Source organism: Paraburkholderia sp. GAS82, assembly GCF_050436285.1.
In the GTDB taxonomy this organism is placed as follows: domain Bacteria; phylum Pseudomonadota; class Gammaproteobacteria; order Burkholderiales; family Burkholderiaceae; genus Paraburkholderia; species Paraburkholderia phenazinium_B.
This window is the reverse complement of sequence record NZ_JBNDLX010000007.1, coordinates 360,503-380,514: the sequence shown is the minus strand read 5'-3', so window position 1 is coordinate 380,514 and position 20,012 is coordinate 360,503. Positions and strand designations below refer to the sequence as shown.

At 60.1% G+C, this 20,012-nt stretch carries 18 protein-coding genes; 10 read left to right on the top strand and 8 right to left on the bottom strand.

What is annotated here, in order from left to right:
• Positions 1–293: 293 nt before the first annotated feature.
• On the top strand, positions 294–1,076 hold the full coding sequence (locus tag P3T17_RS23530; protein WP_074267682.1) for an alpha/beta hydrolase: 783 nt from the start codon (positions 294–296) through the stop codon (positions 1,074–1,076).
• 8 nt (positions 1,077–1,084) lie between these two features.
• Here the strand turns inward: P3T17_RS23530 and P3T17_RS23525 are convergent, their stop codons facing one another.
• Complete coding sequence (locus P3T17_RS23525; RefSeq protein WP_429409106.1) at positions 1,085–1,990, bottom strand: DMT family transporter; 906 nt, start codon at positions 1,988–1,990, stop codon at positions 1,085–1,087.
• 291 nt (positions 1,991–2,281) lie between these two features.
• Between P3T17_RS23525 and P3T17_RS23520 the strand changes: the two genes are divergently transcribed.
• Positions 2,282–2,506, top strand: coding sequence for a hypothetical protein (locus tag P3T17_RS23520; RefSeq protein ID WP_143787668.1), 225 nt, complete (start codon positions 2,282–2,284; stop codon positions 2,504–2,506).
• Positions 2,507–2,561: 55 nt separating this feature from the next.
• Here the strand turns inward: P3T17_RS23520 and P3T17_RS23515 are convergent, their stop codons facing one another.
• Positions 2,562–3,416: an SDR family NAD(P)-dependent oxidoreductase gene (locus P3T17_RS23515; RefSeq protein WP_074267684.1), complete on the bottom strand. Its 855-nt coding sequence runs from the start codon at positions 3,414–3,416 to the stop codon at positions 2,562–2,564.
• 290 nt (positions 3,417–3,706) lie between these two features.
• Here P3T17_RS23515 and P3T17_RS23510 point away from each other — a divergent pair, with 290 nt between their 5' ends.
• From P3T17_RS23510 to P3T17_RS23500, 3 genes are all read left to right on the top strand, one after another.
• Complete coding sequence (locus P3T17_RS23510) at positions 3,707–5,005, top strand: MFS transporter (protein WP_429409105.1); 1,299 nt, start codon at positions 3,707–3,709, stop codon at positions 5,003–5,005.
• Between the two features lie 94 nt (positions 5,006–5,099).
• Entirely contained in the window at positions 5,100–6,011 is a 912-nt protein-coding gene (locus tag P3T17_RS23505; protein WP_429409104.1) for an amidohydrolase family protein, read from the top strand.
• 497 nt (positions 6,012–6,508) lie between these two features.
• A complete protein-coding gene (locus P3T17_RS23500; protein ID WP_074267686.1) occupies positions 6,509–6,763 on the top strand; it encodes a hypothetical protein in 255 nt (84 codons plus the stop codon).
• A gap of 122 nt (positions 6,764–6,885) precedes the next feature.
• On the opposite strand, the gene P3T17_RS23495 is transcribed toward P3T17_RS23500, so the two are convergent.
• Complete coding sequence (locus P3T17_RS23495) at positions 6,886–7,983, bottom strand: hybrid sensor histidine kinase/response regulator (protein ID WP_429409103.1); 1,098 nt, start codon at positions 7,981–7,983, stop codon at positions 6,886–6,888.
• A 213-nt stretch (positions 7,984–8,196) separates the two neighbouring features.
• Entirely contained in the window at positions 8,197–9,108 is a 912-nt protein-coding gene (locus P3T17_RS23490; RefSeq protein WP_429409102.1) for a LysR substrate-binding domain-containing protein, read from the bottom strand.
• Positions 9,109–9,223: 115 nt separating this feature from the next.
• Here P3T17_RS23490 and P3T17_RS23485 point away from each other — a divergent pair, with 115 nt between their 5' ends.
• The 3 genes from P3T17_RS23485 to P3T17_RS23475 all read left to right on the top strand — a co-directional run bounded on the left by P3T17_RS23485 (position 9,224) and on the right by P3T17_RS23475 (position 13,391).
• Positions 9,224–10,390, top strand: a complete 1,167-nt coding sequence (locus tag P3T17_RS23485; RefSeq protein WP_429409101.1) for a mandelate racemase/muconate lactonizing enzyme family protein — start codon at positions 9,224–9,226, stop codon at positions 10,388–10,390.
• Positions 10,391–10,468: 78 nt separating this feature from the next.
• Entirely contained in the window at positions 10,469–11,794 is a 1,326-nt protein-coding gene (locus P3T17_RS23480) for a dicarboxylate/amino acid:cation symporter (protein ID WP_074267690.1), read from the top strand.
• 406 nt (positions 11,795–12,200) lie between these two features.
• The gene (locus P3T17_RS23475) at positions 12,201–13,391 is read left to right on the top strand and encodes a porin (RefSeq protein WP_429409148.1); all 1,191 of its coding nucleotides are present in this window, start codon (positions 12,201–12,203) and stop codon (positions 13,389–13,391) included.
• A 118-nt stretch (positions 13,392–13,509) separates the two neighbouring features.
• Here P3T17_RS23475 and P3T17_RS23470 read toward each other — a convergent pair whose 3' ends face one another.
• The gene (locus P3T17_RS23470) at positions 13,510–13,725 is read right to left on the bottom strand and encodes a hypothetical protein (RefSeq protein ID WP_074267691.1); all 216 of its coding nucleotides are present in this window, start codon (positions 13,723–13,725) and stop codon (positions 13,510–13,512) included.
• 180 nt (positions 13,726–13,905) lie between these two features.
• Between P3T17_RS23470 and P3T17_RS23465 the strand changes: the two genes are divergently transcribed.
• Positions 13,906–15,708, top strand: coding sequence for an ABC transporter transmembrane domain-containing protein (locus P3T17_RS23465; protein WP_429409100.1), 1,803 nt, complete (start codon positions 13,906–13,908; stop codon positions 15,706–15,708).
• 13 nt (positions 15,709–15,721) lie between these two features.
• On the opposite strand, the gene P3T17_RS23460 is transcribed toward P3T17_RS23465, so the two are convergent.
• Positions 15,722–16,384 carry a hypothetical protein gene (locus P3T17_RS23460; RefSeq protein WP_074267692.1) on the bottom strand — a complete coding sequence of 221 codons (663 nt, stop codon included), beginning with the start codon at positions 16,382–16,384 and terminating at the stop codon, positions 15,722–15,724.
• Between the two features lie 386 nt (positions 16,385–16,770).
• Here P3T17_RS23460 and P3T17_RS23455 point away from each other — a divergent pair, with 386 nt between their 5' ends.
• On the top strand, positions 16,771–17,763 hold the full coding sequence (locus P3T17_RS23455; protein WP_429409099.1) for a hypothetical protein: 993 nt from the start codon (positions 16,771–16,773) through the stop codon (positions 17,761–17,763).
• Between the two features lie 37 nt (positions 17,764–17,800).
• Here the strand turns inward: P3T17_RS23455 and P3T17_RS23450 are convergent, their stop codons facing one another.
• Together P3T17_RS23450 and P3T17_RS23445 are read right to left on the bottom strand one after the other, a co-directional pair.
• Positions 17,801–18,796 carry an asparaginase gene (locus tag P3T17_RS23450; RefSeq protein ID WP_429409098.1) on the bottom strand — a complete coding sequence of 332 codons (996 nt, stop codon included), beginning with the start codon at positions 18,794–18,796 and terminating at the stop codon, positions 17,801–17,803.
• A gap of 88 nt (positions 18,797–18,884) precedes the next feature.
• Entirely contained in the window at positions 18,885–19,979 is a 1,095-nt protein-coding gene (locus tag P3T17_RS23445) for a GlxA family transcriptional regulator (RefSeq protein WP_429409097.1), read from the bottom strand.
• Positions 19,980–20,012 lie beyond the last annotated feature (33 nt).

Here is a 20,012-nt window from a genome sequence, read left to right as displayed (position 1 = left end):
TGAACATTATCGTGTCATTCGCTTGTCAGCTGGAAAGAGGCGAGTGGCTGACATTTTCGCATGGCAACTTGCGCAACAGTCGGCGCCGACGCCGCTAAAAATTTTTGCGCTGAGCGGAATGTTTGCACCAGCGCTGTGTTTGCTCCTAAGTACACCAGAGTGCAGCGTTCGTTCGGCGGCCGTCAGGAATCGGCCAAATGATGACTGCCTGGGTATGGTTCGTCTATGGCGTCACCACAACGAGGTGAACGAAATCCGCGAATCTCGTCCTACACATGCTTGGGAGAAGTTTCATGAAGTTGAGTTCGTTTGTTCTCGCGGGTCTGACCTGCGCCACGCTGGTGAGCGCCACGACGTCATTCGCGCAGGACAGCGCTGCGGCCCCGTCCGCACCGATCAGGAATGTCGTGCTGGTTCACGGTCTGTTCGCAGATGGTTCGAGCTGGCAGAAAGTGATTCCGCTGCTGCAAGCGAAGGGCCTGCACGTGACGGCGGTGCAGAATCCGACCACCTCGCTCGACGCGGATGTCGATGCGGTCAAGCGAGCGCTTGCGCAACAGGATGGTCCAACCTTGCTGGTCGCGCACTCGTACGGCGGGATGGTGATCAGCCAGGCCGGCGACGATCCGAAGGTAGCGGGCCTCGTGTACATCGCGGCGCGTGCGCCGGACGCTGGCGAGGACTATCCGGCGCTGACGAAGAAATTCCCGGCCGCACCGGCGTCGGCGGGGTTGCAGTGGTCGGCGGATGGTTACGGCAAGCTGTCTGAGCAGGCCTTTGTGCACGACTTTGCGGGCGATCTGCCTACCGTTGAAGCTGAGACGTACTACGCGGTTCAGCAGCCGATTGGCAAGGCAATCACGATGGCGAAGACGACGGTCGCCGCGTGGCACGACAAACCCACCTGGTATGCGGTGTCGACTGAAGACCGGACGATCAACCCCGATCTGGAGCGCTTCATGGCGAACCGGATGCATGCGCATACGATCGAGCTCGATTCGAGCCACGTGTCGCTGCTGTCGCATCCGACTGAAGTGGCGAACCTGATCCTCGAAGCGGCGGGTCAGCAGAAGTGAGGTTGTAGTCAGACCCGTCCGCGCCACGCGACGAAGGCAACACCGGCAATCGCCATCAGTCCACCGGCGATGGTCGTCAGCGCGGGGTGCTCGCCAGTCAAAAAGATCGATAGCGCGATCGCGATCGCGGGTACCAGATACAGGAAATTGGACGCCCGCGCCGCACCGAAGTGGCCCAGGGCAATCGTCCACGTCGCGTAACCGAGCGCGGCCGGGAAGACGCCGAGCACGAGCACAGCACCCAAGGTTCCTGCCGATGCTGAAGGTGCCGCAAGTGCGCTCATGGCGCCCGGCAACCACGGAGATAGCAGCAATGCACCGGCGAGCAGCGTATAAGCAGTGCTTGCGAGCGGCCCATAGATCGGAATCAGGCGTCGCTGCAACACGAAATATGCTGAGGATGCCAAAGCAGCGAGCAGGATCAGTGTTGCGCCGCTGCCGGGTGCGAGGCCGCCGGGTTGTCCACATGCAATCAGACCGATGCCTGCAAAGCTGAACACCGAGCCGAGCCAACCCCATCGATTGAGTTTTTCGCGCAGGAAAACCGTCGCCAGAATGGCGGTGAAGATAGGCGAGGTACTCATGATGAAGGCCGCTGCGCCTGGCGCAACGGTCAGTTCGGCGGTGTTCAGAAGCGCGTTATAGCTTGCGATGCCGAGGAAGCCGGACAGGACAAAGAGCAGTGAATCGCGCAGCGACGGTCGCTTCGGACGCGCGTAAATCAACCATCCCACGACCAGCACCGCTGCTGTCGCGAAGCGCGCGGCCGCGAGTTGCATCGGCGTGAGCCCTTGCAGACCAAGCCGGATGAAAGGAAAGGCCGCGGCCCACGACAGGATTGTGAAAGCTACGGCGGCAGCTGCCCGAATCGAATTCGGCGTGCTCGGCATGCTCAGTGAAGCGGACGTATTCATGGCGGTTCCCGGTAATGGAATTCGGCTGAAATCCCTTACCCAAATTGTCCGCGACGGCGTCGCGCGTGATAAGTGAGGCCGGCGGCGATAGAGAATCCGGGATTACCGGACAATGACGAAGTCCGCACGCCGTAACTTCTGGTAACAGGGCGCTGCCCGATGATGTGGTTTCGTCATTGAAACGACGCAGTAAACGTCGCATGCTGGCGATGTTGTTAAATGGCGCGCGCGCATGGGTCCCTTTCTTGCGCGGCCGTACATCAAAACATCGACCTATATACGGGGAACATCATGTCCATTTCCAGCGTTGCCTCCTCTGTCAGTTCCGCCCAAAGCATCAGCAGCAAGCCGGCTGCACAGCAGACATCTGAACCGAAGCGCACACATGGCGGCGGCCACCACGGCCATAAGGTCGCGACGGACGCAGGGTTGAGCACGTCGTCCACGGGTAGCGGATCGTCGACCTCGACCGCCGTGAACAGCATCTTGGGCGGCAACATCAATACGACCGCCTGATAGCACCCAGGTCGCTCAGCCAACCCGGCATCGGGCCGGTTGGCCAGAGCTGCGCCTAGCGAGGCTGCTTGATAAATGCCTCGAACGCCGCTGCGTGGTCAGGATGCCACCGCGACAGCGCAGGACGGTTCTCGACGATATCGCCGGCTGCCCAAAGAATGCGCCGCTCGTCGAGCGCTCGCGGCACGTCGTTGTCCGGGCAGAGAATGTAAAAGTCGCCGGCTTCCAGACGCTCCAACATGAACTCGACGGTTTGCTCCGGCGTCCACGCGGCGGCCGGTTTCTCGCCGCGGCCGTGACGTGTCAGTTCCGTGAACACAAAGCCAGGAATCAGCAGGTGAGCGCTGAGCTGGCAGCCCGCGGTATTGCGCAGTTCGTGCTGCAATGCCTCGGTGAACGCCTTAAGCCCAGCCTTCGCAACGTTGTAGGCCGGATCGCCGGGCGGCGTGGTGATGCCTTGCTTCGAACCGGTATTGATCACGAGACCCGGGCGACCACGTTTGATCATCTCCGGTACGAACACCTGGGTGCCGTGGATCACGCCCCACAGATTGACGCCAAGCACGCGCTCCCAGTTTTCGGCGGGCCCGAACATCTTGCTGCCCGGCTGAATACCCGCGTTGTTCATCAACACGTCCACACCGCCGAATCGTTCGACGACGGCATCGTGCAAGCGCTGCACGTCGGCGACGACGCTCACGTCGGTTTCGAGTGCGAAGACATCCTGTTTGCCGTTCGCGCTCAGCGCAGCGATTTCCTCCACTGCTTGCGCGATGCGCTCAGCGCCGAGATCGGCGATACAGACACGCAGGCCGAGTTGTGCGAAGCGTTTGGCCGCAGCAAGGCCGATGCCGGCAGCGCCGCCAGTGATCACGGCGACTGCGCCGGGAGTGAGAGCAGAATGAGTCATCGGAATCCTCGCTGGTGCAGGAATCGTGGCGTCAACCAAGGGCCGCGATTTCGATCGGTTCGAACAGGGGAGCTGATGATCCTAGCATGATCGATTGGTTTACGTGGCCGTCGTGCCTGGCGCAAGGCACAGCCATTCTCGCGAGGCATCGCAGGTTGCTCAGCCGGTGGGACGCAAATTTTTTTATCTACTGAATCTTCATAAACATCCTTTCCGTGCCGTCGTGAGCTTGTAATAATTTTCCATTCGCCAGCGGCGCGAGACCGAGGCTGCAATGAAGGAGACAAGCGATGAACTGGTACGCGTCGTTTAGCAAAGCGGAGCGCACGACCTTCCATTCCGCCTTCACGGGCTGGGTGCTCGACGCCTTTGACTTTATGGTGTTCACCTTTGTCGTCACCTCGCTGATGACGTTGTGGGGCGTCGGCAAGGGCGAGATCGGCTTGCTAAGCACGGTGAGTCTGCTTTGCTCCGCCGCCGGAGGATGGGTGGGCGGTATCCTTGCGGACCGGTTCGGCCGCGTCAAGGTGCTGCAATGGATCATCGTCTGGTTCTCGGTGTTCACCTTCCTGATTGGCTGGTCACAGAACGTAGAGCAACTGTTTGTCCTGCGCGCGTTGCAGGGATTTGGATTTGGCGGCGAGTGGGCCGTGGGCGCCGTATTGATTGGCGAGATCGTTCGGCCGGAGCATCGCGGCAAAACTGTCGGCGTGGTGCAAAGCGGCTGGGCGATTGGCTGGGGCCTCGCCGCCATTCTCTACACGGTGGCGTTCTCTGTCCTCCCCGAAGCGCTGGCCTGGCGCAGCATGTTCTGGGTGGGGCTTGCCCCGGCATTACTGGTGTTTTATATCCGCAGGCATGTGGCGGAACCTGAGAGCTTCCATAAAGCGCAGCAGATCATGCGCTCGAGCGCGAGACGCCCCTCGTTTCTGCAGATCTTTGCACCCGGGATCCTGCGCACAACGGTATGTTCGTCGCTGATGTGCTCCGGCCTGCAAGGCGGATACTATGCGATCGCCACCTGGATTCCCACCTTTCTGCGGATGGACAGGCACCTGTCGGTGATCGGCACCGGCGGCTACCTGGCTGTGCTGATTACCGGATCGTTTATCGGCTACGCAAGCGGTGGCTATATCTCGGACCGGATCGGCCGGCGCGGCAATATGCTGCTTTTCGCATTCCTGTCTGCGGTCATCACGATCGCCTATACGAAGGTCAACTTCAGCAATTCACAAATGCTCTACCTTGGATTCCCGCTCGGATTTTGTGCGTCGGGAATCTTCGGCGGAGTCGGTGCGCATCTCACGGAACTGTTTCCCGCTGCGCTTCGCGCGAACGGTCAGGGCTTTGCCTACAATTTCGGCCGCGGCATCGGCGCCTTGTTTCCGGCCCTCGTCGGCCTCCTGAGTGCGAAGACCGGACTGGGAAACGCGATTTGCATTCTCGCCGTTATCGCCAACGCGGCCGTGTTTGTGACGGTGTTGGCGTTACCCGAGACGCGAGGACGACGGCTCGACGATGCCGATCATCTGATCCCCGCCCAGCAGCCGGAATCGACCTCTGAGAAGTCTCTGCCGCACGGGACGTGAGCCACGCGGGGCATGCTTCGTCTTTAAGCCTGCTTCGGAGCCGCACGCGTTATGGCCGCGCGGACCGGGCAATCCAACATGCAAGGATTCCTAAATGACCGGTTCAACGGAAAATCATGATGCATCGCTGTGTCCGCCGCCCGCTGCAGTGCAATCGGGGCCGTCCACTTTCGTCATGCCGCCCGGCGCCGTGGATACACACGCGCACGTGATCGGAGAGCCGCCGCGTTATCCGTGGATGCCCGATCGCTCGTACACGCCGCCAGCGGCCACCCCCGCAGCCTATCTGAAGATGCTCGACGACACAGGTTCGCAGTATGGCGTGCTGGTCCAGGTGAGCGTGCATGGGCAGGACAACACGCTGCTGCTGGAAACGCTGCGTGCGAATCCGGACAGGTTGCGCGGCGTGGTGGTGCCGTCACTAGGATTAGGCGATGCTGAGTACCAGGACATGACGGACGCCGGCGCGGTTGGATTGCGCCTGAACGTGCTGTTCGGCGGAGGCGGCATCGGTTTTTCGCAACTGGCCGAGTACGACGCATTGGCGCGCGATTGGGGCTGGCATATCCAGTTCTTGCTGGACGCGCGGAGCTTGCCTGAACTCGCGCCGCAGCTCGGCAAGCTGCGCTCGGCCATCGTGATCGATCATATGGGCCACATGCCGACCGCAGTCGGCGTTGGGTCCGCGGGTTTTAAAGGTCTCCTGGCACTGGTGCGCGACGGCGCATGGGTCAAGCTTTCCGGTGCATACCGGCTGAGTACCCAGGCGCCCGCGTACGCCGATACCGCCGATTACGCGCGCGCCCTGATCGCGACGGCGCCGGATCGCTGCGTATGGGGCTCCGACTGGCCGCACGTCGCTTTGTGGGGCGCCATGCCGACAGTCGGGCAGTTGCTCGATACGCTCGCCGTGTGGGCGCCAGATGAGCAGACCCGCACCGCGATTCTGACGAAGAACGCGCACCGGCTATACGGCTTTCGAGAGCCAACCCTCACACGGTCCTGAGAATCCGCGGCCTGGCCTCGTTTGCCTTCACGGCGTCTACCGCGGGCCCCGGCGTATTCGCGCCGTACGCCCCACGCATGGACGGAGACCGCAAACAGCTTCGGGCGCCGTCATCGACGGGCATGCTGTCCTGTCACGCCGCGCTTTGGGCGAAGCAACGCGTCGAGGTCGCGCAGGCCGAGCCGCGGCCGAAAATACCATTGCAATCTACGCAGGCGCGATGCCGATACAGTTCGCCTGGCGTGTGAACGTGATTCTGATCTGTTCATCCTGGTCCTTTGGGCAGCTTGCATTGACCACTCGCGTATCGACCGGAATTTGTAAGTGCTTTAGGTTTCGAAAGACTTCGAAAGTTAAAAGTGTGCGAAGAGTACGTGACGCGAACCGCGACGTTTTCGCTTCACGTTGCCCCAATCGCTATGGATGGAATGGAACTTGCGCTCTCCTGGTTAGAAGCAAGGCTATGAAGCCAAGCCGAACTCACAGGGAGAAAGCAGATGAAATCCAAAGTTATCGTACTGACCGCATGCATCGTCTCAATGGCGCTGGCCGGCGAAGCGAACGCTGCGGGATGCCTGAAAGGCGCCGCGGCTGGCGGCGTTGCGGGCCACTATGTTGGCAACGGCCACGCAGCGGTGGGCGCCGCAGGGGGATGCGCGGTGGGCCATCATATGGCGGCGAAGAAGGCGAAGCAGGACGCTGCCCGACAAGACCAGCAATCCGCTCAGCAGGGTCAATCGCAGGCCCGGTAAGCTTGCCCGGCAAGAAAATCCCGCGGGTGGTCAGCTTTGCCTTTGCAAGGCTAACCCGCCTGCGGTTATTGCTGCTATGCAGAGCCTGATGCTGCAAACATCAGATCATTCGTTGGTCAACTTTACCTTGCACCGAGACTTCTCGGCAGCTGCTCGGCCTTAGGCAAGAGCGCGCCGATCATAAAGCCTCTCTCCGTTCGGCTCATGATCACGCGGCCTCTATGTTTAGTGGCGGTGAAATTGACAAATGCCAGCCCCAGACCGAAGCCGCTCGCTTCATTGATCACTCCAGACGGCAGCCGGACAAAGCGCTCCGCGACGCGGTCCGTTTCCCTCGCCGGAATGCCCGTGCCTTCATCCTCCACACCTATAAGCAGACCCTCGCGCGTATCCGCAAGGATGCAGCGCACGGTCGCGTCACGCGGTCCGTATTTCAATGCGTTGTCGAGCAGGTTGGTGACGAGGCGAGTCAATAGCAGGCTGTCCGCAAGACACACCAGCGACGTGTCGGGCGCTTCGATGGAGATGCGGCATTCTTTAGCGACAGCCTTTTCATAGAGCTGATCGACGGCAACGATCAGTATCTCGTTCAGGTTGACGATTTCGAATTGCCGCGATTCCGACTGTGCACGCGCTAGATTGAGGAAGCCGTCCGCCAGTTCCAGTGCATTGGTGGCGTGCGTGGCAATACGCTCGAGCAGCGGCGTGAGCGTCCCGTGTTCCGCGCGATAGAGTTCGAGCAGGGCCAGAATGGACGTTTGCGGCGAGCGCATGTCATGCGAGAGAAAATCCATCGCATCGTCGCGCTGGCGCAGACTAATATAGGATGCCGAATGATATCGGATTCGCGCGATCAGCTCGATCGAGTCGGGTAGTTTGACCAGGTAATCATTAGCGCCGGCAACGAATGCTGCGCTTTTTACCGTAGGCTGTTCCCGCGAGGACAGCACGATAACCGGGACGTTCGCCGTGACGGGATGAGTGCGATAGCTGCGCACGATATCCAGCCCATCTATGCCTGGCATGATGAGATCCTGAAGGATTACCGTGGGCTTTATCCGGCACGCCGTGGAGAGGGCTTCGCGTCCCTCGGTGCAGACATGGAGAAGGATGCCGGTCTCGTTCTCGAGGGCGCGTCTTATCACCTCTCCAACAATCGGTTGATCGTCGACCAGTAGTACGGTTGCGACAGGGACGATTGGAGTCTGAAGTGTATTCATGGTGACGATAGGCGATCGGAAGAACCCGAGCGCGGTCCAGATCGAACGTTCGGGAAGGGAACGCGTCGATGTCCAGGCTAGTCTGGTTATATTTCGCGGCGGAGAGCCCAGTTTAAAGGCAACGAACAGCAGTCGGGAGGCCGGGTTCGTTAAGGATTGTTAATTGATGCCATACCGTTATGGCGCGGTCCGCCGGTGTCGGAGAGAAGCGGCCTAAACAGCAGGTATTACTGGTTTTTTAAATCGTTCGACCAGAAAGTCTACGAACGCTCGTGCGCGTGCGGACTGATTGCGCTTGCTTGGATAGTAAACAAAGAGGTCTGCCGAGGGCTGCACAAACTCTGGCAGAACAATGCGCAGTCGTCCGCTCTCCAGGTATTTCGCAAGGTCCCATTCCGAGCGGACCAGGATGCCGTGTCCGTCGAGTGCCCAACCCAGCACAATGTCACCGTCGTTGCTCGACAGCATGCCTTGCACCTTTACCACTTCGGGGTGTCCTTTGTGCACCAGGCGCCAGATTCCATAGGCGTCGTCGTTCTGGCGGTGCACGATGCACTGGTGATCGGAAAGGTCGGCAAGCGTCGCAGGCGTGCCGTGCTGCTCCAGATAGCGTGGCGATGCGCAGAGGAATCGGCGATTCGACATGACGCGCCGCGCGTTGAGTCGCTTGTCGGGCAATGAACCGAAGCGGATGGCCAGATCGACACCACTGTCTACGAGATCGATCGGCCGGTCGGTGACGTCAAGCTGTACTTCCACATGCGGATGACGTTTTGCGAACTCGGAAACAAGCGGCGCGATCGTGGTGCGGCCAAACCCCAGCGTCGCGTTCACACGCAGCAGTCCTCGCGGCATCGACCGGCTGGATGAAACGGCATCTTCCATCTCCCGCACCTCGGCCAGAATTCGCGTCGCGTGGTGCAGGTAGGTTTCACCTTCAGCGGTCAGGCTGACGCTGCGCGTGGTGCGATTCACCAGTCGTACGCCAAGCCGCGCCTCCAGTTGGGCTAACCGCTTGGTCGCTGCGGGTGGCGTCAGATCGAGTTCGCGTGCGGCCGCGGTCAGATTTCCGTGGCGTGCGAGCAGGACGAAAAACTGCAGGTGGGAGGCGAGGTCAGTCTTCACCGTAAGTTAATAAAGAAGTGACTTTCAGTGAATCATAACGCTACTTGCAGGGCATAACCTAGCGGCTCTTACAGCCCGTTGCATCGACGACGCGCGATGCCGCCAGGAGACCCTCATGAAAATCGTTGAAATCCGCGAAAAAACCGTCCCTATCAGCTCACCGATCCGCAACGCCTATATCGACTTCAGCAAGATGACGCTGAGTCTGGTCGCCGTAGTGACCGACGTCGTGCGTGACGGCAAGCCGGTCGTCGGTTACGGCTTCAACTCCAACGGCCGCTACGGACAGGGAACATTGATGCGCGAGCGCTTCATTCCGCGTCTGCTGGAAGCCGCTCCGGACACGCTTATCAACGACGCCGGGGATAACCTCGACCCCCACAAAATCTGGGCCACGATGTTCTCGAACGAGAAGCCGGGCGGTCACGGCGAGCGTTCGGTTGCCATCGGCACAATCGACATGGCGGTCTGGGATGCCGTCGCGAAGATCGAAGGCAAGCCGCTCTTCCAGTTGCTAGCCGACCGCTACGGCAACGGTCAACCCGATCGCAAGGTCTTCGTCTACGCCGCGGGCGGTTACTACTACCCGGGCCAGGACCACGGAAAGCTCAAGGACGAGATGCGCAGCTATCTCGACCGGGGCTATACGGTGGTGAAAAAGAAAATTGGCGGAGCATCGCTCGACGAAGACCTGCGTCGCATCGATTCGATCCTGAGCGTGCTGGGTGACGGCCAGAAGCTTGCAGTCGATGCCAACGGCCGCTTCGATCTCGACACCGCGATTCAATATGCGAAGGCGTTGTCGCAGTACGACCTGTTCTGGTACGAGGAACCGGGTGATCCGCTGGACTTCGAACTGCAAGCGACGCTACGCAACTACTACGCCAATCCGATGGCGACTGGCGAAGACCTGTTTTCGATGCAGGACGCCCGCAACCTCATCCGCTATGGCGGCATGCGCCCAGACCGCGACTGGCTGCAGTTCGACTGCGCGTTGAGCTATGGGCTGGTCGAATACCTTCGCACGCTCGACATGCTTCGCCAGCATGGCTGGTCGCCGAGCCGCTGCATCCCGCATGGCGGCCACCAGATGTCGTTGAATATCGCCGCTGGCCTGGGGCTTGGCGGCAACGAGTCGTATCCGGATCTGTTCCAGCCGTATGGTGGATTCCCGGATGGCGTGAAGGTCGAGAATGGCCATATCACCATGCCCGACTTGCCGGGTATCGGCTTTGAAGGCAAGGCCGATCTCTTTGCGGAGATGAAGAAGCTTTCCGCGTAAGCCGTTAGCGAAACCGCGCCGGCTCAAAGCGCCGGCGCAGCGTCCACAAAAAAGCAAAAAGGACGACAGGAGACAGACATGCTGGTTTCAACGATTGGAAAATATCTTTCCAGGCTTTATGTACAGGTCCTGATTGGCATCATCGCCGGCATTCTGGTCGGACACTTCTATCCTGAGACCGGCGATCAGCTCAAGCCGTTAGGGGACCTGTTCATCAAGCTGATCCGGATGGCGCTTGCGCCCATCATCTTCGCTTCGGTGGTGGTCGGCATTGCGCGCATGAGCGATCTTCACGAGGCGGGGCGGGTCGGCGTCAAGGCTATTCTTTACTTCGAAGTCGCATCCACCATCGCGCTCGCCATCGGTCTGCTGGTCGTGAACGTCATCAAGCCTGGCAGCGGGATGAACATCGACCCGGCGCATATCGATAGCGCGTCGATTGCAAGCTACACCCACGCGGCGCAGCAGCACGGCACGCTCGATTTCCTGATGAGCATCGTGCCGAACAGTATCGTCGGCGCGTTCGCTAACGGGGACATGCTGCCCATCATCTTCTTTTCAGTGTTGTTCGCAATTGCCCTTGCCAAGCTGGGGCCACGTACCGCGCCGCTGGTCGACATGCTCGATATGTTCCTGCAGGGCATGTTCGGCGTGGTTCGAATTGTCATGTATGTCGCACCGATCGGCGCTTTCGGCGGCATGGCATTCACGATCGGCAAGTACGGAATCGGCACGCTCGCATCGTTCGGTCAACTGATGTTCTGCCTTTACCTGACTTCGATCGTCTTCGTGATCGTCGTGCTGGGCGCCGTCATGCGGCTATGTGGTTTGTCCTTGTGGAAGTTTCTCCGTTACATCAAGGACGAAATCCTCATCACGCTCGGTACGGCTTCCACCGAAGCGGTACTGCCGCAGATGCTCATCAAAATGGAGAAGCTGGGTTGTTCGCGGCCCGTCGTCGGAATGGTATTGCCGACCGGTTACACGTTCAATGCAGATGGCACGGCAATCTACCTGACGATGGCAACCCTCTTCATTGCGCAAGCCATGAACATCCACCTGACGATCTGGGATCAGTTGCTGGTGATGAGCGTGCTTCTGCTGACCTCCAAGGGCTCAGCCGGTGTCGCGGGCGCCGGATTCGTCGCACTCGCGGCCACGCTGTCGACCATGCACAAGGTTCCTGTGGCCGGCCTGGTGCTGTTGCTAGGCGTCGATCGCTTCCTGAACGAAGCGCGCGCCGTGACCAATCTGATAGGCAACGGTGTGGCAACTATCGTGGTGGCGCGATGGGAGGGGGCGCTCGATATGACGAAGGCGCGAGCGGTGCTCGACCGTGATGCCGATACTGACATCGAGGCTTCGACACCACCGTTGAAAGATGAAAGTTTTTTTAGAAATTAAATTTTATTTTATAAATGACTTTATTTTCTAAATTTCAGTTGGCCGACGCTGAAATTTCAAATGACGATCGTCCTTTGGTTCAGTTACGTCTTATGAGAATATGCAGCGCTTCCTGTAGCTAAATTGCGACATGAGGGAAGTGCCTGCCTGGCTCATGGGCTGGCGATATCTCTCCCTGAGAGATGTACATTTAATGTTGTCCCTTGAGTAGCCGCGTCAATAGCCATTGAATTCAGTAACGTTAAAGTTTTATGAATTTTTGCCCTCAAAAACAGGAAGGCTGATTTCCACGATTTGCGCATTCATTGCAATTGGGCTCAACCCTATACTCCACCCGTTTTCATGGCGGTCGCCGATCGCCAGATGGGAAACACGAACTTGAATATGGGGTGAGGTTTTGATCAAGATGCGATATCTGGCCGCTGCGTCGGCCATGCTTCTGGCTGGAGCGGCACACGCGCAAAGCAGCGTCACGCTCTTCGGACTCATTGATACCGGCGTCGTTTACCAGAACAACGCGCGTGTGTCGGAATCGAGCGCCACATCACCGGGCGCCAGCTCCTGGTCGATGCAAAGCGGCAACGTCTTCACGTCGCGTTGGGGTCTGCGCGGCTCGGAAGATCTTGGCGGTGGGCTTGCCGCGGTCTTCTGGCTCGAGAACGGTTTTAACGTTGACAGCGGCGCCCTGAAGAACGGTGGCGACCTGTTCGGCCGGCAAGCCTGGGTCGGTCTGCGTTCGGAACAGTACGGCACGCTCTCACTCGGTCGTCAATACGACTTCATGGTCGACTACGTTGCACCTTTGAGCGCGACGGGTTCGGGCTTCGGCGGCAACCTTGCGTCGCACGTGTACGACAACGACAACCTGAACAACGATTTGCGTCTGAACAACTCGGTCAAGTTCAGCAGCGCTTCGTTTGGCGGCTTCAAGGCAGGCGCGATGTATGCGTTCTCCGGCGAGGCGGGTGATTTTGCCAACAACAGCGCATACAGCCTGGGTACGAGCTACACGTATGGTCCGTTCAACGTCGCGGCCGCATACCTGCAGATCAACCGCACGGCGCAGTCCGCACTGGCAAACGCAACGGGCGCAGTTAGCACAGGCGACGGCGACCAGCTCACGACGGGCGGCAGCCAGCAGATCTACGGTGCTGGTGTCCAGTACAAGTTCGGCAAGTCCTCCGTTGGCGCGGTGTGGACGCATTCCGTCACCGACAACGTGACGGGCATCTGGCAGGGTGGCAGCACGTCTACGGGTGCGATCGGCGGCAGCTATATCAAGTTCGACAACTTCGAAATCAACGGCCGCTACTTCGTGATGCCGGACTTTAGTCTGGGCGTTGCGTACACGTACACGACGGGCGGCTTCGGCGGCGCGACGAAGGGCTTTACGTCGGCCACGCCGCACTGGAACCAGGTGATGGCTCAGGCCGATTACTTCCTTTCGGCTCGCACGGATGTCTATCTGGAAGGCGTGTATCAGCGTGTTGGCGGCGGCAACGGCAATGCAGCGTTCGACGCCAGCGTCTACAGTCTGGATCCGTCGTCGAATAACTCGCAGGTTGTTGTGGCGGTTGGTCTGAAGCACCGCTTCTGATCGTAGCTAGCGTGTAGGTACGGCCCTGCAGGGCGCCGCGAGGCGTGCTGCGGGGCCGTGTATTTTTTGCAGACTTCCGCTCGCGGGCCGATATGAGGGCCGCGCGCAGCTTGAACTCTCAGCGGCGACCGCTACGCCCCCACACGTACCGCACCCAACGCTGCCATCTGCTGCGCGGCATGGCCTGAGCATCATGGCCGGCGCGCGCTTCGCGATCGCGTTCGACGCTCTTTTGCACCTGTTCGTGGATCTGACGCAACGACATGCCGCCAGGTCCTTTCAGTTTGTCGGGATCGCTATCGGCGTCGGGATCAGGATCGGGTAGGTCTGTCATGGGAATGACTTGTGAGGAATGTGTCGCCCCGATCTTGATCCTTCTGGACGTTCACAGCAAGCGGGCGCTGCCGGGGTGCTGGCAATCTTCTGGGCGGCGTCAGTCTTTTCGCGGGGGAACAACTTCAAATCGGCAGGGACTGGCACAATCGAGGCGATCTTCGATCCCTTGGGAATCCTCATGCCAGACCCTGCACCGGCCTCACGGCGTATCGCGCCGCTGTTTGCCCTGTTTCCCTTCCTGCGTCCGTATGCCGGGCGCTGGGCGCTCGCGTTCCTCGCTCTGATCACCTCAGCAGGTGCGACGCTGGTGTTGCCGGTGGCGTTCAGATACCTGATTGACCGTGGCTTTGCGAGCGGCGAACGCGTGCACATCGATCGTTATTTCCTCGCGATGTTCTTCGTTTCGCTGATTCTCGCTGCCGCGACGGCGCTGCGCTTCTATCTGGTGTCATGGCTAGGGGAGCGCGTAACGGCGGACTTGCGGCGCGCGGTCTACGAGCACGTGCTGGGGATGAGCCCACAGTTCTTCGAAACCACGCAGACCGGAGAAGTGCTGTCGCGGCTTACGGCTGACACCACGTTGATTCAGGCCGTGGTCGGCACGAGCCTTTCCATGGGCTTGCGCAACTTCTTCATGCTGACCGGCGGCGTAGCGATGCTGGTAGTGACCAGTCCTGTGTTGTCGGGCTATATCATCGTTACGTTGCTCGTAGTGGTCGCACCTATCGTCATCTTCGGACGGCGCGTACGGCGTCTTTCTCGTGCTAGTCAGGACAAGATAGCGAACACGAGCGCACTGGCGGGCGAGGTGCTCAATGCCATGCCTACTGTGCAGTCCTATACGCAGGAGCCTTTCGAGGCGCAGCGGTTTGGCGGCGCGGTGGAAGTGGCTTTCGAAACTGCGCTCACGCGTATCCGGGCGCGCGCGTGGCTGACCGCCGTGGTGATCGTGCTGGTGTTCAGCGCGATTGTCTTCGTGCTGTGGCTTGGGGCGCAGGCGGTGCTGGCCGGGCGCATGACGGCCGGCCAATTGTCCCAGTTCATTCTTTACGCGGTGTTCACCGCTGGCGCGGTAGGGGCGATCGCGGAAGTGTGGGGCGATCTGCAGCGCGCGGCTGGCGCGACTGAGCGGTTGCTGCAGCTGCTGGCCGCGCGCTCGCCAGTGGTACAAGCCGAGTCCACTATCACATTGCCGGCGCGCGGGGACGGCATTCGCTTTGACAACGTGAGCTTCTCGTATCCGTCACGCCCCGGCATCGCTGCGCTATCCGCGCTCTCGCTTCACGTGCGCGCGGGCGAGCATGTTGCGCTAGTGGGACCGTCCGGCGCCGGCAAGACCACCTTGTTCCAATTGCTGCTGCGCTTTTACGACCCACAGGGCGGCACGATTCTGATCAACGGTGTCCCTACGGGACAGGTGCCGCTCGATGAACTGCGCCGTGAGATTGGTGTGGTGCTACAGGAATCGGTGATCTTTTCGGGTAGCGTGCTTGATAACATTCGCTACGGCGCGCCCGAGGCCACGCTCGCGCAAGTTCAGCGCGCTGCGGAAATGGCCGCTGCGGCGGGTTTTATCGAAGAACTGCCGCAGGGCTACGACACGTTTCTCGGTGAACGCGGTGTGCGGCTTTCCGGCGGACAGCGGCAACGCATTGCGATTGCTCGTGCGATCCTGAAGAATCCGCCCATCCTGCTGCTCGACGAGGCCACCAGCGCACTCGATGCCGCCAGCGAACGTCTCGTGCAGAAGGCGCTGGACAATGCCGCGCAAAACCGCACCACGCTGGTCATCGCTCACCGGCTAGCGACCGTTCAGCAGGCCGACCGCATTATCGTGCTGGAACATGGACGCATCATTGCGCAGGGACGTCATGCCGAACTTCTTCTGAGCTCGCCGCTTTATGCCCAGCTAGCGGCGTTGCAGTTTGGTGAGCCGCTGGCGCAGACGGCGGCGACTGCGAGTCATCAACCGGACTTCTGATAACGCGCACAACTCAGAACCGGTAAGTCACACCGATCTGCGCAACGGGGTACCACCTGTAGCGGGCTACGTCATTATTGAGCTTCTGCTCTTCCTGATCGATGTTCGCCTGGGTCGTGAACAGTGTGTAGATCTGCGGCACGCTGTAGTCGACGTGTGGACGTCCATAGGCCACGCCCAGATCGAACGTCACCCCAAAGCCCTTCGAAACTGGCTTGTGCCCGTAACCGATGCCGAGATACGGCATCACGTGCGGAAATTCGGCGGTTGCGGATGGAGCAGCGCCGACGGCGGGCACGTAACTATTCCCGATCTTGTAGTTGCCGTCCGAGTTGGCGACAGCGTGCGCCTTCAACTCGTCATTGTTGATCAGCGCGCCGGCTGTCACGCGAAAGCCGCTCGACGAAAACGGAAACAGATCGAGGTACAGCCCACCCTGTAACAGCGTGAGACGGCCATCGTAAACATTGCCGTCCACCGTGACCGAATGCGAGAGACCGAAGCCTTCGAGTTCGGCATGCACACCGGCCCACGAACTGAGCGGCAATGCAGCGCCGACGCCGGCGCCCAGCGTGCCACCCTGAACATACACTTCCTGCGCACTTACCGTGCTCGCTGCGCTTGCCGCGAGTATTACCGTTGCTGCTGCGAGAGCAGCATTCTTTACCTGTTTCACCGCGCCTTCTCCGTAAACGAAATCCGTCTTGTGGAAGAGACTTTACGGTTCGAGCGGCGAGTTCAAATGCATGAACAACGGGGAAATCACACAGCAGTTCTGATTCGTGAAGTCGAACTTCGCGCAACCGGAATTTTCTGCGGGTAAGTATTGCCGGAATCCTAAATGATCGATTCGCCTGCGCAGATTAGACCTGCTTTTTAAGGCCTGTTCGTGAGATTGCCGACGACGCCTCGCTTCGATAATCACTCTGTTCATTGGTTCGTCCGTTTCGCACACACGGACATGCAGACGAACCGATTTGTCTGATTAAACGCGGCGCACGAGCGCCTTCGTTTGCGAGTGGCGGGACCGTGTGCACGCCGGCATTTTTGAGTGGAGCAAGCATGTCTTTGTATCAGGCGTCACGGTCATTCGCTGCAGTCGCGCTTATCGCGGCATCGGCCCTGTTGGGTGCATGCGGCGGTGGCGGAGGGTCGGGTAGCGCCAGCAGTACCGCTGCTTCGAACCAGCTAAAACTCTCGACGGCAGTGCAGAGCGAACCGGTTGCCCGCTATGCGGCGGCCTTCGGAATTCTGTCCGGTCCCGGCGTGGGCGCGATCTATTCGTCAGTCGTGCAGTCCTTGGTGACCGGTGTCACGTCGAGCGCGGCCACAACTACCAAGTTGTGTCCTGGCAGTGGCTCGATCGACATCGCCACGCAGAACGCAGGTGCATCCGGTCTGCAAAGCGGGGAGACGGCAACAGTTACCTTCAACCAGTGCGTGGGGCAGGTGCAGGCTCCAGCCGTATCGAGCAGTGCGTCGGTCAGCGGTTCGGTGACGGTGCAGGTGCAAAGCGCGCAGGGTGTGGTGGGCAACAATTCGGCGGACTGGTCGTACACCGCCGTTGAAACCGCGAACAACCTGACCTTGACTTCGCCCGACGGCGTCACGTCAGTCAACGGGACGGTAACGTTTTCAATGAGCTACGATGCCGCCACGGGCGCCACCACGACGACCGCAAGCGCACCGACGGTCACGCTGGCCATTACGCATACGGCGAGCTCTGGAAACGTCAGCGGCACCATCACGATTACTGCGCTTGCCTATTCGCGTCTGCACGGCGTAGATCCGTCTAGCGACACGCTGTCGTCCAGCGGCGCGATCAGCGTGCAGGCGAGCGACGCGGTGATTTCCTTCGGGGTCACCACTCCTACTACGGTTACGATCAGCAACGGCAACCTGGAAGGCGGAGTGATTCAGCTGACGGACGATGGCGCGGTTGAAACGATTACGGCTTCAGGGGTGTCGTCGGTGAATGTTGTCGTTACCGTGGGCACCCAGACGGGGACGTATTCGGAGAATGTAGACAGTCTTGAGCAACTGACTGGAAGCTGAGCGGGAATCCGTGCAGGCCGCAGCGGCTGGTTGCGCTTCAGTAGCGGTAGAACGCGTCCTGCAGATCCGCGCTGCGTTGTTCGCTGCCAAGCGAGAGCATCAGCAGAAGCCGCGCTTTTTGCGGCACCTGATCGTCGACGACGAGCCAGTCGTACTCGTCGTCCGGTTGCGCGGCGTTGCGTATCACGATGCCGCTGCCGGTTCGAGAGGCTCGCACGATCTGCACGCCGCGGCGTCTTGCCCGCTGCAGCGCGCCGACGACATGCGCCGCGACATTGCCGTTGCCGGTAGCCGCGTAAATCAAGCCTCGTACGCCGGATTGCGCGGTGGCGTCGATCACGGCGGCATCGATGCCGCCGTGTGCATAGACAATGCCGACTTCCGGCAACTCGTCTATCGCATCGATCGACCATTGGGTACTGAGCGTATGGCGGCGCGCCGGCGTGCGGTAATAGCGCGGGCTGCCTTCGACGACATATCCGAGCGGGCCATAGGGTGAGCGGAACGATTCGAGCTTGAACGTGCTGGTCTTGACGACATCGCGCGCGCTATGTATCTCATCGTTCGCAACGACCAGCGTGCCCTTGCCGTGAGAGGTTTCGCTGCCGGCGACGAGAATCGCGTTATACAGGTTCAACGGGCCATCTGCGCTGAGCGAAGACGGTGGCCGCATCGAGCCGACTACCACCACGGGCTTCGAACTCTTCAATGTCAGGTGCAGAAAGTAAGCGGTCTCGTCGATCGTGTCGGTGCCATGCGTCACCACGATGCCGTCGATATCGTCCTGCTTGAGCAGCGTATCGATGCGTTTGCCGAGTGTCAGCAGATGCGTGGTTGAGAAGTTCTCCGAACCGATCTGCATCAGTTGTTCCGCACTTACGCGCGCAATAGCGTGCGCTTGTGGGATACCCGATAGCACTTCGTCGATCGATAGAACAGAGCACGCATAGTCCGATGTGTTGACGGACGATGCTCCGCGTCCTGCGATGGTGCCGCCTGTACCGATCACAACGATGTGGGCCTTGTCTTTCATGACAGGCAATGTACGGGTAAAGCCGGGCACTGCGATTGCACCAATCTGCAGAAAAATAGAAGAAAAGCGACAGGGGGGCGGGCTACCGTCAAGCCTCCGTTGCGGGCGCCCCAACTGAGGCGCGCAGTTTGCCGGGCGTCACGCCGTAGGTTTCCTTGAACACGCGAATAAAGTGTGCGGAGTCGGCGAAGCCGCACTCGTACGCGACGTCGGTGACGCGTCGGGCGGTGTTGAGCAACATCCAGCGTGCGTAGCGCAGGCGCATCTGCCGATAAAATTCGTTAGGCGACGTTTTCATGGCTGTCATGAAAGCGCGTTCGAGTTGCCGCACGCTGGTGGCGCTCATTTTGGCGATTACGGCGATATTCAGCGGTGCTTCGAGGTTCTCCTCCATCAGGATGATCGCGTGCCGCACCGTCACGTCTTCAACGGAGAGATAGCCTAGCGCGCGACGCCGTTCGACGAATGAGGTACCGCTTTGCCGGCTGACTGTCATCTGATGAATCACCTTCGACGCGCGGTCGGCTCCACAATGCAGGCTGATCAGACGAGTCGCCAGTTCGATAACGGAGATGCCGCCGGCGCAGGTGATGCGATTACCGTCGATCAGGTAGTCGCTGTGCGTGATGACGCGCAGCGCGGGGAACATCTGCTGGTAATCCTCAAGATGGAAGCTGTGTACGCAGGCCACGTGGCCTTCCATTAGCCCCGCGCGCGCCAGCACAAAGCTGCCTGTGCACATGCCGATTAGCGGAATCCCCGCTCGATCTGCTTGCCGGAGGTAATCCCAATAGCGTGGATGGGCGTCGTCGAGATGCGGCAGCAAGCCGCCAATTGCCACGATGTAATCGAACTGCTCCACTGGCGGAAATGCAGTCTGCGGCGTTACGGTCACGCCGCAACTCGCCTCGACTACCTCGTTCTGTTCGCCGATGATGGTCCATGAACAGCGCAAGGGCCGGCTCTGATCGCCGAGATCGGCGGCGTGACGCAGCGCATCGCACAGTCCAGCCAGCGAGAGCAGCGGGAAGCGCGGCCAAAGCAGAAAACCCACGTTGAGCTCCGCGGAGCTGGAGCGGTTACCGCGCTGCTCCGGCATGTCCGCGGCGTGATCCAGATGCTCGACCAGCTCACGGCCCGCGGGACAATCGTCCCCGCGAATTGCATTGTCGGTCTGGCGCATGACGATTTCCTGATCGAAGAAACGGAACTTGAG

Excerpts from the sequence above, each read along its gene's own strand:
- P3T17_RS23470 (WP_074267691.1), bottom strand. The coding sequence starts at position 13,725 with ATGACAGACCTACCCGATCCTGATCCCGACGCCGATAGCGATCCCGAC.
- P3T17_RS23450 (WP_429409098.1), bottom strand. The coding sequence starts at position 18,796 with ATGAAAGACAAGGCCCACATCGTTGTGATCGGTACAGGCGGCACCATC.
- P3T17_RS23515 (WP_074267684.1), bottom strand. The coding sequence starts at position 3,416 with ATGACTCATTCTGCTCTCACTCCCGGCGCAGTCGCCGTGATCACTGGC.
- P3T17_RS23445 (WP_429409097.1), bottom strand. The coding sequence starts at position 19,979 with ATGCGCCAGACCGACAATGCAATTCGCGGGGACGATTGTCCCGCGGGC.
- P3T17_RS23475 (WP_429409148.1), top strand. The coding sequence starts at position 12,201 with ATGCGATATCTGGCCGCTGCGTCGGCCATGCTTCTGGCTGGAGCGGCA.
- P3T17_RS23465 (WP_429409100.1), top strand. The coding sequence starts at position 13,906 with ATGCCAGACCCTGCACCGGCCTCACGGCGTATCGCGCCGCTGTTTGCC.
- P3T17_RS23525 (WP_429409106.1), bottom strand. The coding sequence starts at position 1,990 with ATGAATACGTCCGCTTCACTGAGCATGCCGAGCACGCCGAATTCGATT.
- P3T17_RS23480 (WP_074267690.1), top strand. The coding sequence starts at position 10,469 with ATGCTGGTTTCAACGATTGGAAAATATCTTTCCAGGCTTTATGTACAG.
- P3T17_RS23510 (WP_429409105.1), top strand. The coding sequence starts at position 3,707 with ATGAACTGGTACGCGTCGTTTAGCAAAGCGGAGCGCACGACCTTCCAT.
- P3T17_RS23500 (WP_074267686.1), top strand. The coding sequence starts at position 6,509 with ATGAAATCCAAAGTTATCGTACTGACCGCATGCATCGTCTCAATGGCG.
- P3T17_RS23495 (WP_429409103.1), bottom strand. The coding sequence starts at position 7,983 with ATGAATACACTTCAGACTCCAATCGTCCCTGTCGCAACCGTACTACTG.
- P3T17_RS23485 (WP_429409101.1), top strand. The coding sequence starts at position 9,224 with ATGAAAATCGTTGAAATCCGCGAAAAAACCGTCCCTATCAGCTCACCG.
- P3T17_RS23520 (WP_143787668.1), top strand. The coding sequence starts at position 2,282 with ATGTCCATTTCCAGCGTTGCCTCCTCTGTCAGTTCCGCCCAAAGCATC.
- P3T17_RS23530 (WP_074267682.1), top strand. The coding sequence starts at position 294 with ATGAAGTTGAGTTCGTTTGTTCTCGCGGGTCTGACCTGCGCCACGCTG.
- P3T17_RS23455 (WP_429409099.1), top strand. The coding sequence starts at position 16,771 with ATGTCTTTGTATCAGGCGTCACGGTCATTCGCTGCAGTCGCGCTTATC.
- P3T17_RS23505 (WP_429409104.1), top strand. The coding sequence starts at position 5,100 with ATGACCGGTTCAACGGAAAATCATGATGCATCGCTGTGTCCGCCGCCC.